Below are 20,060 nucleotides of genomic sequence, written 5' to 3' on the forward strand. Positions count from 1 at the left end.
GTGATAATTCCACAAGCTAAAATCCAAATTAACAACCTAGAAAAATCAAGGAGGACAAAAAAGTGAAGAATTTTACGAAATTCAAAAAGTTAATTATTGCTACAATAGTTGGCTTACTAGTTTTCCAAAACGTTTCACCAGTTTTAGCAACAATTTCAGATGAAAAAGCTGGCGAAGCAACACTCAAAGTAGTGAAGGAAGACAAAGAAACCAAAGCAAAAATTAACGGTTCTACATTTGAAGTGAAAGATAAACAAACAGGGGAAACAAAAAATCTTTCAATTTCAGAAAATGGAACTGGGGTACTTACTTCTCTTAATGAAGGGGAATACACTGTCAAAGAAAAAACGGCAGCAGAAGGATACACTTTAGATGAAGAAGTGTATAACGTAACACTGACTAATAAAGAAGAAGTAGTCACATCTGTATCTACAAAAGAAAAGCAAGAAACAGAAGTAACAGGTGAAGACACAACAAAAGACTCAACCTCCAAAGACACAACAACAAAAGATAACGACACAACAAAACAACCTGTCAAAGGTAATAACTTAAAAGCAGCAATTACTGATAATATTTTCCTAAAAGCAACTCTAAAAGATGGAACAGGAAAAGAATTTACAGAAGACCAACGTGTAAAAAATGGTGCTGCAGCAGTCATGGAACTGAATTTCGGATTCCAAGGAAAGAACTATAAAGCTGGGGACACATTCACTACAGTGTTACCAAATGAATTCGATTTCGGTACCAAAGATTTAAGTGGAGATTTCTTACCATCTACAGAAGCTTCATGGGCATTCAATGTAAAAACAAGAGAATTAACGATAACAATCTTAAAAGACGGTGTGCAAGAAGGGGATTATAATGTAGGCATTAACACTGCATTAAAAACTTTTACAAACACAGATGTCACTGATAGAAGTATTGTGTTTGATACAGCAGGAGCGAATACAGTTTATAATATTGATATCATTCCAGTAATCGCTGATGCAACCACTGTTTCAGTTACACCATCTCCAAGTAATGTTAATCCAGATAAAGCAACTGTGGATGCATTATTTAACTTAACAAAAGAAAATAATGCCAAAGGGGATCTTAGGTTATCGGATAGTGCAATAAACGGTTCATCAACCATAGACAGAAATACGATAAAAGTATATTCCAGTGATGTAAGTGCTGGCGGAACATTTATGGGTACGAAAAAGTTATTAGTGGAAGGTACAGACTATACATTAACTTATACAGCAACTGGAATTACAGTTTCTCTAATGGGTGGATTGGCTGGAAAAGGCTATGAAGTATCTTATGACCGGACTATTAATAAACCTTCACCAAATCTTAGTTTATTAACCACTACTGCCTATACAATTGGCGATGATGTCACACTATCAAGTAAGTCTGGAAATGCTGAAGTGCGAATGAATAATTACAAGCATATGGAGAAAAAAGGTACTTATTATGCTGGTACACAAACAATCGAGTGGGTAATTAACTTTAACTATGATCAAAGTGAAATAACGCCATCCACGGTGTTAACGGATATTGTGAATGATAATGGTATATCTTATGTACCAAACTCATTCAAAATAAATGAAGTAACTTTTAATCAATCCACATTACAGCCAAAAGTTGGGGGCGATGCTTCTGCTGATTGGAATACATCAGCAAATGCAGCGAATGGAGATTTTAATACCACTTACAAGGGAACCTCCAATAAAGCATACCAAATTACTTACACTACAAAAGTAACAGATTTCAAATCTAGAACAATCAAGAATGAAATCACTGATCAAAAAGGAGAAGCAGCCATAGCTTCTTTGGTTATCCAACCAAATGTAATCAAAAAAAGTGGCGGTTCCATTGATTACTTTAATAACAAGATGACATGGACAATTGCTGCAAATACCGACAGACTTACTATGAGAGACATGACGATTGCAGATGAATTTTCTCCAGGTGTCAAAAGCTTAGAAAGTTATACAGTAGAAGCGTACACAGATAATGTTAATAGTGTTGTATTACAAGAAGGAAAAGATTATACAATAGAAAGAACTGACTCGCCTAGAGGATTTGTTATCAGAATGATTGGTGACTATGCAACAACCAATAAACGAATATTAGTCACCATAGAGACCAATATTGATTTAGCTGATGTGGCGACTACACTGAATAATACAGCCCTTATTACTTATTATGATGATGATGTTTATTACAGTGATCAATCATCAGCTATTGTAACACCAGATTCTTCGATAATGAATAATGGAGCTAAATATGGTACTTATAATCAAAATACAGGAAACATTGATTGGATTGTATCTTTAAATGCTAAGTCCACTAATAGCCAAAAATTAATTTTCGATGATGATATGCCTACAGGAGTAACTTATGTAGAAGGATCACTACAATATCGTAATGTTGCTTCATCAAATGAAATGACAAGTTTAAGTATACCTTTGAGTTCTACAGGGGTGCTTGCGAAGCCTGGAGATAGTAACTATCCAACAGCTATCGATGCAAGTGCTAAAAAAATACATTTAGAATTTGCTAATTTAGGTACAGGAAAAGTTTTTGTGAAATATAGTACTAAACCAGACAATAAGTGGTATTTTACACAATATGTGAACAATGCAGCCAAAGTCTCAGATAATGGAGCAAACGAAAGAACATATTCTTATTCAGCTTATGCGAGCGTTATTAACAGAGCACTTACAAAAACAGGGGTAATTGATACAACCTATGCTAATAAAATTAACTGGACTACAGAACTTACGAGTATTTCCCCAGAGAGACCTGTTTCAAATCCGTTAATTACGGACACAATGGAAATCGGTACAACTGGTGCACAACTTGTAAAAAGTAGTTTTAGAGTAACAAATAGCACAACAGGTGACACAATTGATCCGCAGTATTATGATATTACATTTGATGGCAATAACTTCAATGTACAATTCAAAAATTATACTGCTACTGCGCCAATCAAAGTAGAGTATAGTACTATTAGTTTACTCTCAGGAGCAGTTAGCAATACAGCATCAGTAGCATCACCTGATTATGGTACGCTTGCGTTATCCTATAGAAACAAGACAACTATTTTATCTCCAACATTCACAATGGGTAGTGGAACCGGGATTGCAACAATTGGTTCACTAGAAATTACAAAAGTGGATAAAGATGATAGTTCGAAAAAACTAGCAGGCGCTAAATTCCAACTTTATACACTTGATGGAGAAACTGCTGGGCCAGAAGTAACTACTAACTCAGAAGGTAAAGCTATTTTTGATAGCATTCAATCCGGAAGATATAAGTTAGTTGAAACAGCGGCACCAGTAGGATATACACTTAGTGATGAATATAAGGATGGAAAAGAAATTGTTGTAGGTGCTGATGGTTCTGTTACATCACTAACTATCCAAAATACAGCAAAAACAGGCAATGTTGTTTTAACAAAAGAAGATAGTAAAACAAAAACCACTCTAGCTGGAGCGGAATTTGAATTACAAACAGCAACAGGTACAAAAGTACAAGATAATTTAGTATCCGATGTGAATGGTCGAATTGAAGTAAGCAATTTAGCACCAGGAGATTACAAATTTATCGAAACAAAAGCACCAGCAGGTTACGAGCTAGATGCAACACCAGCAACATTTACAATCGGATTTAACCAAACAACACCAGTTACAATTACTAAAGGAAACACAGAAAAAACTGGTAGCGTAGTGTTAACTAAAGAAGATAGTAAAACAAAAGCTGCATTAGCAGGAGCAGAATTTGAATTACAAACATCCGCTGGCACAAAAGTACAAGATAAACTAGTAACAGGTACAGACGGTAAATTAGAAGTGAAAGACCTAACACCTGGAGATTATCAATTAATAGAAACAGCAGCTCCAACAGGTTATCAGTTAGACGCAACACCAGTAACATTTACGATTGCCTTTAACCAAACAGCAGCTGTGAATGTAACAAAAGACAACATAGCTAAATCAGGTAGTGTCATTCTCACTAAAGAGGATAGCGTGACAAAAGCCGCTTTATCAGGAGCAGAGTTTGAGTTGCAAACATCCACCGGTACAAAAGTAGCGGAAAACTTAGTATCAGACACAAATGGTAAAATCGAAGTGAAAGATTTAACACCTGGAGATTATAAGTTTATTGAAACAAAAGCACCAGCTGGTTATCAGTTAGATGCAACTCCATTAGCTTTCACTATTACAAATAATCAATCAGCAGCTTTAAAAGTAACAAAAGACAACACAGCTAAAGCAGGTAGCGTAACTCTTACAAAAGAAGATAGCGCAACAAAAGCTAAATTAGCTGGAGCAGAATTTGAATTACAAAATGCAAGTGGAACAAAACTACAAGAAAACTTAGTAACAGATGCAAACGGAGTGCTTGAAGTAAGTGATCTAGCACCTGGAGATTACCAATTTGTCGAAACAAAAGCACCAACAGGTTATCAGTTAGATGCAACAGCAGTAGCATTTACAATTGAATTTAACCAAACCGCAGCTACAAATGTAGTCAAAGACAACACAGCCAAAACAGGTAGCGTTGTGCTAACAAAAGAAGACAGCGCAACAAAAGCCAAACTAGCTGGAGCAGAATTTGAACTACAAACAGCAACAGGCACAAAAGTAGCAGACAAATTAGTAACAGATGCTGATGGAAAATTAGAAGTAAAAGATCTAGCACCTGGAGATTACCAATTTGTCGAAACAAAAGCACCAACAGGTTACGCGCTAGACGCAACACCAGCAACATTTACCGTTGCATTTAATCAAGCAGTAGCAGCAACCGTAACAAAAGATAACACACAAAAAACAGGTAGTGTCATTCTGACAAAAGAAGATAGCGTAACAAAAGCTGCTTTATCTGGAGCAGAATTTGAACTGCAAAACGCATCAGGAACTAAGTTAGATGATAAATTAGTAACCGATGCAAGCGGAAAACTAGAATTAAAAGATTTAGCGCCAGGCAATTACCAATTAGTAGAAACAGCAGCACCAGCAGGATACAAACTCGATGCAACACCAGTAGCATTTACAATTGAGTTTAACCAAGCAGACGCTGTAAAAGTTACTAAAGAAAACGTAGCAAAAGCAGGAAGTGTCGTACTAACTAAACAAGATAGTGCTTCTAAAGCTGGACTAGCTGGAGCAGAATTCGAGTTACAAAATGCATCAGGAACTAAAGTAAGCGATAAATTAGTAACAGATGCAAATGGTAAAATAGAAATAAATGATTTGGCACCAGGCGATTACCAATTTGTGGAAACAAAAGCACCAGTTGGTTATGAACTTGATGCAACACCTGTAACCTTCACCATTGCATTCAACCAAAGTGGAGCTACAAGTGTCGTGAAAGAAAACACAGCCAAAACAGGTAGCGTCGTGTTAACAAAAGAAGCTAGCACAACAAAAGCTGCCCTAGCTGGAGCAGAGTTTGAATTACAAACATCCATCGGAACAAAAATTACAAGTAATTTAGTAACGGATGCAGATGGAAAATTAGTAGTAACAGATTTAGCACCAGGAACGTATCAGTTTGTGGAAACAAAAGCACCAACAGGTTATCAAGTAGATTCCACTCCACTGACATTTACTATCGTGTTAAATCAAACAGAAGCTTTACAAATCAGTAAAGAAAATACAGCTAAAACAGGTAGTGTTGTGCTTGCGAAAGAAGATAGCAAAACAAAAGCTGCCTTAGCTGGAGCAGAATTTGAACTTCAAAATGGTTCAGGAACAAAAGTACAAGAAAAATTAGTAACAGCAGCGAATGGTAAACTAGTCATTAATGATTTAGCACCAGGAGATTACCAATTGGTAGAAACAAAAGCGCCAACTGGTTATGACTTAAATGCAACACCAGTACCATTTACGATTACATTTAATCAAGCAACAGCGGTAAATGTAACAAAAGAAAACACACAAACAACAGGTAGCGTTGTTCTGACGAAAGAAGATAGCGTATCAAAAGCCGCTTTATCTGGAGCAGAATTTGAGTTACAAACAGCTACTGGAACCAAACTACAAGATAAACTAGTAACAAATACAAGTGGTAAATTGGAAGTGAAAGACTTAGCACCAGGGGATTACCAATTGGTAGAAACGAAAGCACCAACTGGTTATGATCTGAATGCAACACCAGTACCATTTACGATTACATTTAACCAAGCAACAGCAGTAAATGTAACAAAAGAAAATACAGCTAAAGCAGGCGGAGCTATTTTAACAAAAGAAGATAGTGTAACAAAAGCTGGATTAGCTGGAGCAGAATTCGAACTACAAACATCAACTGGAACAAAAGTACAAGACAAATTAGTAACAGATGCTAGTGGTAAATTAGTAGTTAATGATTTACTTCCGGGCGATTATCAATTTGTCGAAACAAAAGCACCAACAGGTTATCAAATGGATGCAACACCAGTTAAATTCACAATTGTCTTTAATCAAAGTGGTGCAACTAATGTAACAAAAGATAATGTTGCTAAAACAGGCAGTGTTACTTTAACAAAAGAAGACAGTGTTACAAAAGACGTATTAGCTGGAGCAGAGTTTGAATTACAAACATCTACAGGTACAAAAGTAGGTGGAACGCTTGTGACAGATGCAGACGGAAAAGTAACTGTGAACGACTTAGCACCAGGCGATTACCAATTTGTCGAAACAAAAGCACCAACAGGTTATCAGTTAGATGCAGCACCAAAAGCATTCACAATTGCATTTAATCAATCAGAAGCTTTAAAAGTAACGATTGATAATGTAGCTAAAACAGGAAGCGTAAGTTTAACAAAAGAAGATAGCGTAACAAAAGCTGGTTTATCCGGAGCAGAATTTGAAGTCCAAAACGCATCAGGTACAAAAGTGAAAGACAATCTTGTAACAGATGCAGACGGCAAATTAATCGTGAAAGATTTAGCACCAGGCGACTATCAATTTGTAGAAACAAAAGCACCAACAGGCTATCAATTAGATGCAGCACCAGTTAAATTTACTGTTGCATTTAATCAATCAGAAGCTGTACAAGTAACAAAAGCAAATGTAGCTAAAACAGGAAGCGTAACATTAACAAAAGAAGATAGCGTAACAAAAGCTGGTTTATCCGGAGCAGAATTTGAAGTTCAAAACGCATCAGGTACAAAAGTGAAAGACAATCTTGTAACAGATGCAGACGGAAAAGTAACCGTGAAAGACCTAGCACCAGGCGACTATCAATTCGTAGAAACAAAAGCACCAACAGGTTATCAGTTAGACGGAACGCCGAAAGCATTTACGATTACATTTAATCAAACGGAAACACTAAATGTAACGAAAGAGAATGTAGCTAAAACAGGAAGCGTAACGTTAACAAAAGAAGATAGCGTAACAAAAGCTGCTTTATCCGGAGCAGAATTTGAAGTCCAAAACGCGGCAGGTACAAAAGTAGAAGGCGACCTTGTAACAAATGCAGACGGAAAAGTAACTGTGAAAGACTTAGCGCCAGGCGATTATCAATTTGTTGAAACAAAAGCACCAAAAGGATATGACTTGGATGCAAAACCAGTTAAATTCACTATCGCATTTAACCAAGATGAACCATTACAAGTATCTAAAACAAACAAAATGTCTACAGGATCTGTTGTATTAACTAAGTTGGACGGCCAATCTAAAGCTCCACTTGCGAATGCAACATTCAAATTAGTAGATAAAAACGATAAAGTTATGAAGACCGTAACAACGGATAAAAACGGAAAAATTGAAATCACTAATTTAGTTCCTGGCGATTATCAATTAATCGAAACAAAAGCACCAGCAGGATATGAATTAGATACGGTTCCAGTGAAAGTGAAAATTGATTTTGCGCAACTATCAGCACATCAAGTTATTAAAACAAACACAAAATCAGTTGTAAGTGGAACAGTGACCGCTGAATTTGTTGATACAAAAGGAAACAAACTTTCCGACAAAGAGATTTATACAGGTGTAGTTGGCGATAAATATGTTACAAAAGCAAAAGAAATCGCTGGTTATAAATTAACGAAAACTCCTGCAAACCAAGCAGGCGTATACAAAGATTCACCACAAACAGTAACTTATGTATACGAAAAAGTTAGTGACCCAATCGTTATTAACCCAACAAACCCAACAAAACCAACAAACCCAACAAACCCAACAAAACCATCTAAATCTCAAAACACTGGAAATAAATCAACAACAACTAAAGAAGTGAAAAAACTTCCTTCAACTGGGGACGAATTCCCATACGATATGTTGTTTACTGGTTTATTTGTAAGTACTCTTGGTTTATTCTTACTAAGAAAAACAAAAGTTGAAAGCAAATAAGAACACCAAAAGAAGATTAGCTAAAGAGTAAACAAAAACTGAAAAGAAGTAGAAACTTTGTAGATTTTTTAAACAAAGCTTTCTACTTCTTTTTTGCTCGTGAAAAGTTTGTAATTTTTGTTTAAAAGTAGTAAATCCATTATAATTAAAATGATAGAATAAAAAAACGCTTCGATATAAAATACTGAATTTTTAAATCTACTTATTATTATTAATCAAATGGGAGAGGAAGTTATTTAAAATGAACAAAAAACTTATTCTTAGTTTATTTACAGCTACCTTACTGCTTTTAGGTTTTGCTTTTGGGGGCAATACAGTAAATGCAGCTGAAAATAACACTAGTAAGATTACGTACAACTATGTTGATTTTAATACATTAACGACTACACAAAAAAATAGTATCATCAAAGGCAATCCAGATGAAATCAATAAAAATGATTTTGAAAATTACTCATTTGTCTATCAAAAAAATGATTCACAAATGACTGTAAACACAGGAGATAATAATTCTGGAAACACTGGCTCTACGAATAATACTCCAAACGGACAAAACTTACTAAAAACGGGGGATGTAGGTTCTAATATATATTTAATTATTTTAGGATTTGTCCTTTTAGGTGGAGGAATTACTCTTCTAACATTGAAAAAGAAAAAAGCACATAAATTTCTTTTGTTTCTTATCATGTTCACAGGTGCCAGCTTACTAGCAGGACCTATCGTTCAAGCAGTGGAAAACAGCAATTTAAAACCACAAGAAACAACGACCGTCACAAAAGGCACTAAAGAAACGAAAAAACCTGGAAACATCGAAGGCTACACCTATGTAGGCTATATCCACACAAGTAAAAATGACACAGCGCCAACACCACCAGTAGAACAAGGAACTGTCACAGTCAATTACCAAGATGAACAAGGAAATTCCTTAGCGCCAAGTGAAACACTAAAAGGTGACGTTGGAGAAACCTACAAAACGGTACAAAAAGACGTTGAAGGTTACGACTTTAAAGAAGTACAAGGTAACGCAACTGGCGAATTTACAACAAAAGCGCAAGTTGTAACATACATTTACACCAAAACACCTATACCTGCCGCAAATCTAACCATTGAATACCTTGATGAAAATGGCAATCAAATCCATGAACCAAAAATAATCAGTGGTAATATTGGAGACCCCTATGATGTAACAGGAGATATGGACGAACTTCAGATTGAAGGTTACACGATAGATACGAATAACTTACCAACCAATGCAAAAGGTGTACTGTCTAATGAACCAATTCAAGTAAAATATATCTACATTAAAAATGTAAAAGATGTTACTCTGACTATTAAGTTTATCAACAGACTGACTGGTGGGCCGTTTGTTTTGGATGATTTAACGAAGATTCAAAACGGCGATTTAGTGCCACTTTATCCTAATTTAGATCAATACCATATGCAATTAAATTATAATAATCAACTATATAATCAAGGAGAAGCAGTGCCAGATATTGTTATTCAAGGAAAAGAAGGAGATTCATATTCTTTACCTGAAAGAATGATTTTCAGTATAGTAGATGATAAAGGGAATGTACTTCCTTATGTTATAGGACCTCCAGACGAAGAAGGAGCATCTTACGGAATTATAAATTGGGAGAATATAGAACTAGTTCCAGATAATATTGAAGGTACTCTGTCAGCCGATAACACAGTGGTTACTTACAGTATGGATAGATATCCTATTGAAATAGCACCGCCTACAGAAGATGAATAAGTAAGAAGTGAAAAATTAATTATTACTTTTAATAAATCCAATCCTTTTAAAGGGTTGGGTTTATTTGGTTTTTAAATCATTGTATTTGCGTAAAAAAAGTCTGAAATTTTATAAAATTTCAGACTTTTTTTACTAAGTTATAGTTTTTAGTTTTAATATTAACAAGGTATATTCCCTTATAAGAGCTTCATTGTTCACTTATTGTTCACATTACAACTTTTTTCACGGTTTTTGTGTGAAACGACATCTATTTAATGACAATCTGGTTAGATATAATTAATAGGAAATGAAATTACAACATAAGAATGGGAGGACAAATAAATTGATTAGAAAAATCTTTATAGGGATTTTGTCAGTTACTATCTTAATGCAAACTGTGATTGTCTCAAACCATAGTATTGTCTATGCAACAACCGATGAGAGTCAACAAGAAGCTATTAAGTTAGAAAAAAAATCGAATAATAATGAGACAGATAATAATGTGATTGTTATTAAAGGTGCTGTTAAAGACAAAGAATATAAATTATCTTTACCAAAATCTATTAGTTTAGATGAGAAAAAAACAGGTAAAGAAGTTGAATATAACAAAGAAAAAAATGAGCTAACAATTACAGGAACAGGCGAAGAAATGACTTTATATTTGCTTGCTTCTAAAGTAGGAACCTACGATTTAGAATTAAAAGAAGGGGACAAAGTTCAAGCAGAATTGGAGTTAGTTGTTAAAAACACAGATGAAGAAAAGCCAAAAACAACTTTGAAATCAAGTAAACAGTTACTTGGTTCATCTATTTCAGATAAATTATTCCTTCAAGCTGATTCAAGTAAAGCAACCTTAGCTAATTACACAGAACAAATAACGTTTAACTATTCTATTAATTTCCTAGATGGGTCAACAACATTAAAAAACGGTAAATTAGTAATAGATTTTAATAATTCAAATCTTGATCTAGTTAATTACCCTAAAGATACAGCAGCAAATAGAAATATCAAATCAACAGATTATAGTGCACTTACAGGAAAATTAACTATTAATTTAGTGGATAATATTTCTAGTGGTGCCCCGTTTGATATTCCAATCGTTGTAAGAGCTGGTTATGATGCGACGCCAGGAGTAGCTATGAACCTAAAAGCTACACTCTCAGGTGAGAACAGTGCTGGCGATACGTATGTACCAGAAGAAAAAACTACTACAGTTAATTTAGAGGGAAGTAGTACTAATCAAGAGTATGTCCCAATTACTGAAGGTGATAATAGCTGGGCTTTTAATAAACAAGAAATCGCATATTCAAATAAGCCAGGAGGATATTCCATCTCATGGCCTGAAATTCAGAAGAAAAGTTCGCAAAATAAAAGTTTCAAAAATTTAAAATTAGAGTATTTAAAAGAAAATGGTGCTGATGCGCTATCAATTAATACAACAGCTCCTAGTGTAATAAGATTTGGAGAACCTTTCTGGGCGCAACTTAGTTCAGTTAATGGTAAGTCGAATGTCCTAGTAGATGATGAAGAAAGACAAGTAGTCGAATTAGGCCCGATTAATGCTAATATTTACAAATCTATTCAAGTATCAATGGCATCAAAAATACCTGCAAATGCCGTTGCTGGAACAGTTTATACTGGTACAGTAAATGTATATGATGAAGATGTTTTGGTAACTTCTATTAAGGTCAAAAGCGAAGTAACTGATTCAACTACATCGATAGCAGTTGATAGTAAAGTATCTAAAACAAGTATTGCCGAGAATGATATTTTAGAATGGGGCTTCATGCCGAAAATATCTTCTGCAACACCAGGTATAAGTGATTTAGAAATTGTAGCGCCAATTCCAGAAGGGATTAAAGCTTTATCTTACACTCCGAATAATAACTCTATGGCAAGTACGAAAAAATTAGAGTATTATCAAAATGGTGAATGGGTACCAATGGCTGCTGCAACATATAATGGTTGGGATTTTTCAAAGGTTGATCAGTCAGAAAATCGAATTGAAAAGCTAAGAATTACATTAAGAGATGGCATTATTGATGATCGAGATATGCCACCTTATGCAAATGGGACCATTCGAATGCAAAATGTTGGTGTGAAGGCAGGAGAATCCTTTACGCTTCAACCAGAGTCAATCACGTACACAGACTTTGACAAAACTAGTAAAGCAATTGATACAACCACAAGTAGTTATAAAAAAGACGTTCAAGTAGTAGAGAAAGCTGCCGATCCAGCTAAAATAAATGGCGATGTTTTCTTATCTTCCAATGCAGCTATCTATGGTAAAGGATTTGGAAGTACCATTTTCTTTAATGGTGACAAAATTGCACAATCAGTCCGTTTAGGATCTTACGCAAGTAAACTAGAGAACCCGTATATTTTTGTTGTAGTACCAAAAGGTGTAGATGTAGAAACTATGAGGAACTTTATCCAACAACCTTATAGAAGTACATTAAATTACACGTATGCTCCTTCTAATGGGACGAATACGGTTTATCCTAAATCAAGTGCAGATGTTATGGGACAAGAAACTTTATCAGATGGTTCGACATTGTTCTACTGGGAAGCTCCAGATACTGGACTAGCAGCAGGCATAGAGAATTGTGAAATGTTAGCACTCGATTTAGTTTTCAAATTAAACAAAACAAACAGTGGCGCAAATAAAATAGAATTTGGTATGGGTTCAATGACAGATTCTAGCTGGAATTTAAATGGAGCTGGTAATTCAGGCCTTGAAACAAAAGAATTATCTAGCGAATTACAATCCAAACTTCCAGGAGTAACATCTACTAAATATTTATCTACTACAAAAGTAGCTGATGTAGGTGTATCTAACAGTGTTGCAACTAAAATGAAAATCAAAGGAAGTCAAGATAAAGATTTCGTTGACGTTAGTAAAAGTACTGCTACGACCATTCCAGGTAAAAAAGTAGATTATAATTTAACATTTGAAAACAATGGTACAAGAACAATGAATAACTTAGAAATCATTGATATCCTTCCACATATTGACGATCAATATGTTTTAGGAACTGGTCCGCGTGGATCGAAATTTTCAGTTATTCCAACAAGTGAAATCGAAGTTCTCGTTAATGGAGAGAAAAGTGATTCAGCAACTTTAGAATATTCAACAAGTAATACACCAGAACGTTTCGATACAAATGGAGAAGATGTTGCGGGCGATCCTTGGCAAGTATTGGCTCCAACCAATATGACAGATGTAAAAAGTTTCCGTATTAAGCTACCAAACACAGAATTCAAAGTAGGAGACGAAATTACGCTGAATTTTGAAGCGATAGTTCCTACAGATGCTCCAAGAAATGGCGAAATGGCTTATAATTCGATTGCTTACCGAATTGATAAAGAAACAAGCTCTGGTACAAGTAAATTAGCATCAGAACCTCCTCGTGGTGGAGTAAAAAGTACAAGTCCATCCACCGATTTAAACATTGCTGGTAATTCCTTCTCCGACCTTAACAAAAACGGAGTGCAAGATGAGGATGAATTAGGTTTAAATGCGGTTAAATTAGATTTATACAAGAAAAATGATAATGAATTTGAGAAAGTGGAAACTGTTTATACTTCCCCAGATTCTTCGGATAAAGAAAAAGGTTTATTTGATTTTAATGGCTTGAGTAATGGAACATATAAAATAGCTGCTCATTTACCAAATAAAAATGCAGAATTTATTACTACTGGTCCAAACAAAATCGTCAAAGATTCAAAAGATGATTCGGTTGGCTGGGTAACAGTCAATAACTCTACAGAATTTACGATTGATGATTTGGCTAACGGAAATCCAAAAAATCTAGTTGGTATTCATATACCTATTTATATGTCCACACCTGTTAAAGGCGCTGTTGTATTTGTAAATAAAGACGGAGATCCAAAAATCACATCTTATGGTCAAGATTATGAAATAGCTTTATTTGATCAAGATGGAAAAGAAGTACAATCTGCAATTAAAACAAATAATAAAGGTGAGTTTTTATTCAGTGATGTAGTTATTAAAAACCCAGCTAATTTCAAATTAAAAGTAACTGCTCCAACAGGAACGAATTTTGTATATTCATCTAAGAATCCTCTATTTAATATGACTACTAATGAATATACGTTAAATAGTGTCGTTCCAGGTGTTGGTGAAGTAGCAGAGATTTATATTACGGAAACTACAAAACCAACAACTAAAATTAAATTGGATAAAGAAGTTACACCAGAAGCAATTACAATTGAATCAAGCGATGTGGCTACGGAAGTAACAAATGAATGGACATTAGAAGATAGTCAAGGCACAGTCGTTTATTCTGGAACTGGCAATGATATTCGTGTTCCAAACGATGAAGGCACTTATACAGCTAAAAATACAGCAACAGATGAAGCTGGAAATACTGCAACTGATGAAAAAACGTTTGATGTAGATTATTCAGTTCCAACAATAACTGTTAATCAAGATGCATCAGCAGAAGTTAATAGTACAGAAGCAGATATTGATTGGATTAAACAATTAACAGTAACAGCAACAGATACGCATGATGGTAGTATCACACCAGTAATTGATTATAGTAAAGTTAAATGGGATGTACTTGGAACATATCCAGTTACTGTTACAGCAACGGATTCAGGTGGTAATAAAGCGACACAAACAGTCAATCTACGTGTAGTAGATACAATTGCACCTACAATCATTGTGACTAACAATCCATTAACTTATTCTATCGAAAATATGCGAAAACTAACTGAACAAGGTTTGTACACAGCAGCAGGACTTATTGGTGGAGATAATTATGATTTAGCACCAGGTCAGCCAGTACAACCAAATAAAAAGCCAATGGTATTTACTAGTGACTTTAGTAAAGTATTCAGTAATATCTCTAAAGTGAAAGCTGGACAATATCAAGTTCAAGTGAATTTAGCAGATTCTAGTGGAAATCAAGCTATTCCACAAACAATTACGATTAATGTAGTAGATACTGTAGGACCAGTAATTAAAGCAGATAATGTATCTTATCATGTAAATACAACAAAAACAGAAGCAGAATTCTTCCAAGATGCTCGTTTAGATGTAACAGATAACAATGATGATACAGCTGATTTAATTATTACCTCTGACTTTACCGACAAAGTAAACTTAGATAAACCAGGTAAATATGAAGTAACTATCAGTGCTACAGATACTGCAGGCAATAAAACAACAAAAACAGTAACGGTTGAAGTAAGTAAAGATAAACCGGTTATTACTGCAGATCCAAAAACAAGCTATCAAGGAAAAACGGAAGTAACAGAAGCTAACTTTTTAAGTGATGTTCATGCAGAAGTTACGGATGAATTAGATGGCGATGTAAAAATTACAAGCGATTTTGCTAAAGAAGTAGATTTAAATAAAGTTGGAACATATACAGTTACTTTAAATGCAGAAGATGAATACGGTAATACCGCGGAACCTGTAAAAGTAGAAGTAAGCATCTATAATAAGATTGCACCAACTTTCAACAATGTTGAGAATAAAACGATTGAAGCAGTAAACGAATTACCATCACTTGCATCTATATTTAACATTGAAGCAACAGATTATGTTTCGGGTAATAAATTAAAAGTAACTTATACACCAGAACAAACAATTAAAGGCAATGTTCCAGGTGAGTACTCTATTAAAGTAACTACAAAAGATGAATCAGGAAATACAGCTGAAACAACAGTTACTTTAACAATTAAAGATACAACTGGACCAAGCTTAAAAGCAACTAAGTCCACAAACAAACTAGAAGTACAAAGCAAAGAACCAAACTGGGTAACTTTCTTTGGAGTTGAAGCGACTGATATTGTTGACGGAGATGTTACTAAAGACATTCAAGTAGACAGTAATGAAGTAAATCTTAATAAAGTAGGAACTTATTCCGTCTACTTTACTGCTATGGATGCCAATAAAAATGAATCAAGTAAATTAAAAGGCACCGTGCAAGTTGTAGATACAAGTAACCTTACTTTGACAGTGGCTAAAAAAGAAATTAGTTATCCTAAAGGAAAAACAGTTTCTGATAAACAATTCCTTCAAGATATTGGTGCTAAAGCTACATCTAATAATAGTGTAGTAAAAATCACGACTAACTTAAGTAAGATTGTTAATTGGAACAAAGCAGGGCAATACAAAGTTACTGTAACAGCGACAAATTCATCTGGAGACGTTGAAGAGAAAACAATTCTATTAACAGTCAAAAAAGATGATTCATCGTTTATAGTGACACCAGGTAAGAACGACAATAATAACAAACCAGCAAAAGGCTCAAAAACAACGAAATCAACAAAAGATATGCCGAAAACTGGAGATACTTTGAATACAGAGTTAATTTTCATTGGTGCTATGTTGTTACTTGTTGGAGGCTGGATGTTCTTAAGAAGAAAAAAAGTAACTCAAAAAAATAAGTAAACTATTTGAAGAAAAACGCCTATCTAGCAATTTAAGATAGGCGTTTTTTTGCACTTATTTATTTGTTCGCTGGAAGATTAAGCATTAATTTTTCTAAAAATAATCGTTGCCACTCATGATCGGAAGTTGTGCCATGTAAATTAGTACTTAATGTTAACTCGCCTCGAAAAGTAGTAGCAGCAACTTGGAAAAATGGCGCATATTTTAAAGAACCGCAAATAAAACAATCTGTAAGCGTGCTACCTTCAAAGTGCAGTTTATCTTCCTCAATAATTCCAATATTAGTAAAGCTGGTTTTTGGAATGGAATACAATTTTTCTGAGGCTTTTTTCGCAAAAGAATAACTTTTTTTCTTGAAAATCAATTCTAATAAATAATAAATCCGCAGGGGAGCTAAACTGTTTTTTTGCGGATCGAGTGATTTTTTTACAGCTTGAAGGGTACTTTCTAAAGAACTCAAATCATCATTCTTATTAATTTCGCAAGTGATGTTAGCTGTTAAATTAGTGATTCCAAGACTTTTTCTTTCGGGTAAATATTTGCGGAGATCGATTGGACAATCAATGGACAGTTCGGATTCTGAAGTTGTTTGATGGACAGTTTGAGCCATTGCTGCAAAAAAAACATCATTTACGGTTGCTTCCTGGGTCTTTGCATATTGGATAATCTGTGTGAAATTCGCTTTAGATAGTTTAGTCCAGATGACTTTAGGATTTTCTGGGTCTCCTTGAAGTGGAAATACGGGATTATGGACCGTTTTGTTTTTCGCTTTTTTGGTTAAAATCGTCTTTTTTTCTTTATGCGAAAATTGTTTGAAAATTTGGCTCAAACTTCGTGAACCTAAGCTTAAATTGGCATGATAAGCTGGGTTTTCTAATAAATTTGAATAAGTTTCACTCAACAGATAGAGATATTCTTTGAAACCAGCACCATCAGCTAACATATGATTCATAATGACAACCAGCCTATCAGTTGTTGTTGTACGGACTATAGTAAAGCATATTTGTGGGCCATTTTCTGTAGATAATTTTCTAATAAGCGCACGGTTCACTTCGGCATCTGGTTCAGTAGTTTCTACGAGAAAAACGAGATCATCAGCTGAAAAAACACTCTCTTGCCAGTAAGCTCCATTTTTTGTTTCATTGAAATGGCACAGAAGGAGTGGAAGTTTTTCAGTAGATTGCATAACAGCTTTTTTTAAAACAGCCATATTTAAATGATTATCAAAAGTGAGTACAGTATGCAAATGATGATCATTTTTCTTTTTTTCTCCGGAAATGTAATGTTTTATATCAGATGGTTCAGCGGGATATTTAGTAATTTTCATCATCAAATTTCCTTCTTTCTAGAGTTTAAATTGTTTTTTATAAATTCCCTAAAAGGTGTTTTGTGAAACTATAGAGGATATATTGAAATAGAGTTTTCAAAAGAAAGAGCAACCTAGTTCCAAAACTAGGTTGCTCTTTTTTCATTTATACATACTTTCAATAACTGGTTTTAGTTTATCGATAACTAGTCCGCTGCCACCACGGCCTTTGACGTTTTCAATCATTCCTACCATGAGGTAATTTGGATTGTCGGCATCGAAAGCATAAACAAAGCCGTTTTCAAGGCCGTCTTCGCCTTGTTTTTCTTTTAGTTCAGCGGTGCCTGTTTTAGCGGCGATATTGTGTCCTTGAATCTGTAAGCCGTGTGCTGTGCCTGCTGGATCAGAGACTGTTTTGATTAGAGCAGCTTTCACTTGATTAGCGGAATTAGCTTCGGTTGCTTGTGTTTCTTTGCCAGCTTTTTCTTTTGTATCTAATTTTGGATAAGGCATTTTTCCATCGTTGGCGATAGCAGAGTAAGCAATTGCTTGTTGGATTGGTGACATCAGTAGCTCGCCTTGGCCATAAGAAGTATCAGCAAGCAAGATTTCTGAATTCAACCCATCATTTGAAATTTGCGCAGGTTCCATTGTAAAAGGTAAATTGTATTCTTTACCAAAATCGAATTTTTTCAAACCAGCAGTTAGCTTATCTTTGCCAATTTCAAGTCCTTCTTGTGCGAAGTAAATGTTGTCTGAATGAACGAGCGCATCCGTCATATTTACTTTTGGAACATCATGTACACGAGTGACAAAATATTTGCCCCAAGAAGCATCTTTTTGCCATTTCAAACCGGAAATTTCGCGAATTTTGTCAGGTTTTGTAATACCCGTATCTAGTCCAATGGTTGCTGTAATTGTTTTAAAAGTAGAGCCTGGTGCATAACGATTTGCGTATCTTGCTAAGAAAGGTAAACGTTTATCATCATTGTATTTGGCATAATCCTCGGAAGTAATCCCAAGCACCATTTGGTTTGCATCATAGGAAGGCGTACTCACTAATGCTAACAGTTCGCCGTTTGTCGGATTAATCATTGTTAGGGAGCCTGTTTCAGAACCTAAACTATCAAATGCTTTCTTCTGTACATTGGCATCAATAGTTAATTTAATTTCTTCGCCGTCTTTTTTATCGATTTTTTGTAAAGTGTCTTCTTGTTTTGTTTGTTCATTGATGATTTTGATTGCGCCACCGTTTTTACCGCGAAGTTGCTTGTCGTAATAACGCTCTAAGCCATTTTTACCAATGACATCGCCTACACTAAGTTTAGGATTTTTCTCGATGTCTTCTGCACTCACTTCACCCACATAACCTATTAAATGAGAGGTAGCTTCATTTAATGGATAAGTACGCATTTCTTTTTGGGCATACGTAAGACCAGTGGCTTCTGGAAGTTTATCTTTATCAAGAGTAACTAAAGGAACAAAACTATCCGCTTTTATCCATTTTTGATCGAGTTGTTTGTTAATATAATCAGTAGAAATATCTAGCTTTTTGCTAATATCTGCAATGTTTTTTGTTTTTTCTTCTCCTTGACCAAGCTTCGAAGGAACAATACCCGCTTCGGCAAATTGACCAGTAGTTGCAAGTGGATTGCCATTTCTATCTACTATTTGACCACGTTCTGCATCATCTTCGGTCATACGGACTTTATCAGTCTTCACCATTCCCGGGAAAATAAGAGCTGGTTTCCAGTCGATTTTCCAATCGTCGCCTTGTTTGGAAATGGTTGTTTTGTATTTTTGAGTAGCGAGTTTTCCAAGTGTAGTCCGCATTTCTAGTTCATAAGTTAAGTTGAATTTATTTGCTTTGTCATCGTATACAGATTTTAGTTTGTTGACTTTTATATCTTTTGCACCAATCCCATCAAAAACCGCTTGATACTTGGCTTCCATTTCTTTTGATGTGATTTCTACTTTTTTTAAAGATTCATTTGATACGTTGTTTCCTAATTTATTGTATTTTCCTTTAGCGATATTTGATGTAAAAGTTTCTGCAGATTCTAATGCGTTTTTTTCATCTTTATGTTGATTTTGTATGAAAAAGTAAATGGCAATACCTATGAGTATAACAACAACAGCAATACTTCCGATGATAATTGCCTTCTTATTATTCCTCTTTTTCCCATTCAAATTAGCCATAATACACCCCTTAATTTCATGTTTTATTCAATTAATTATACCAAACACTTTACAAAAAGTTGAAAAAATTAA

5 protein-coding genes are annotated in these 20,060 nt (G+C 34.8%); 3 read left to right on the top strand and 2 right to left on the bottom strand.

Annotation, left to right across the window (positions count from 1 at the left end; translation table 11 throughout):
- Nucleotides 1–62: 62 nt before the first annotated feature.
- From LWE_RS14895 to LWE_RS02235, 3 genes are all read left to right on the top strand, one after another.
- Complete coding sequence (locus LWE_RS14895; protein WP_011701278.1) at nucleotides 63–8,324, top strand: SpaA isopeptide-forming pilin-related protein; 8,262 nt, start codon at nucleotides 63–65, stop codon at nucleotides 8,322–8,324.
- A 241-nt stretch (nucleotides 8,325–8,565) separates the two neighbouring features.
- A complete protein-coding gene (locus LWE_RS02230; RefSeq protein ID WP_011701279.1) occupies nucleotides 8,566–10,077 on the top strand; it encodes a MucBP domain-containing protein in 1,512 nt (503 codons plus the stop codon).
- 322 nt (nucleotides 10,078–10,399) lie between these two features.
- Nucleotides 10,400–16,483 (top strand): LapB repeat-containing protein, encoded by a 6,084-nt coding sequence (locus LWE_RS02235; protein ID WP_011701280.1) that lies wholly within the window; start codon nucleotides 10,400–10,402, stop codon nucleotides 16,481–16,483.
- A gap of 58 nt (nucleotides 16,484–16,541) precedes the next feature.
- On the opposite strand, the gene LWE_RS02240 is transcribed toward LWE_RS02235, so the two are convergent.
- Complete coding sequence (locus LWE_RS02240; RefSeq protein WP_011701281.1) at nucleotides 16,542–17,813, bottom strand: hypothetical protein; 1,272 nt, start codon at nucleotides 17,811–17,813, stop codon at nucleotides 16,542–16,544.
- A 138-nt stretch (nucleotides 17,814–17,951) separates the two neighbouring features.
- The gene (gene pbp4, locus LWE_RS02245; protein ID WP_011701282.1) at nucleotides 17,952–19,988 is read right to left on the bottom strand and encodes a penicillin-binding protein PBP4(5); all 2,037 of its coding nucleotides are present in this window, start codon (nucleotides 19,986–19,988) and stop codon (nucleotides 17,952–17,954) included.
- Nucleotides 19,989–20,060 lie beyond the last annotated feature (72 nt).

This window comes from Listeria welshimeri serovar 6b str. SLCC5334 (assembly GCF_000060285.1).
Lineage (GTDB): Bacteria > Bacillota > Bacilli > Lactobacillales > Listeriaceae > Listeria > Listeria welshimeri.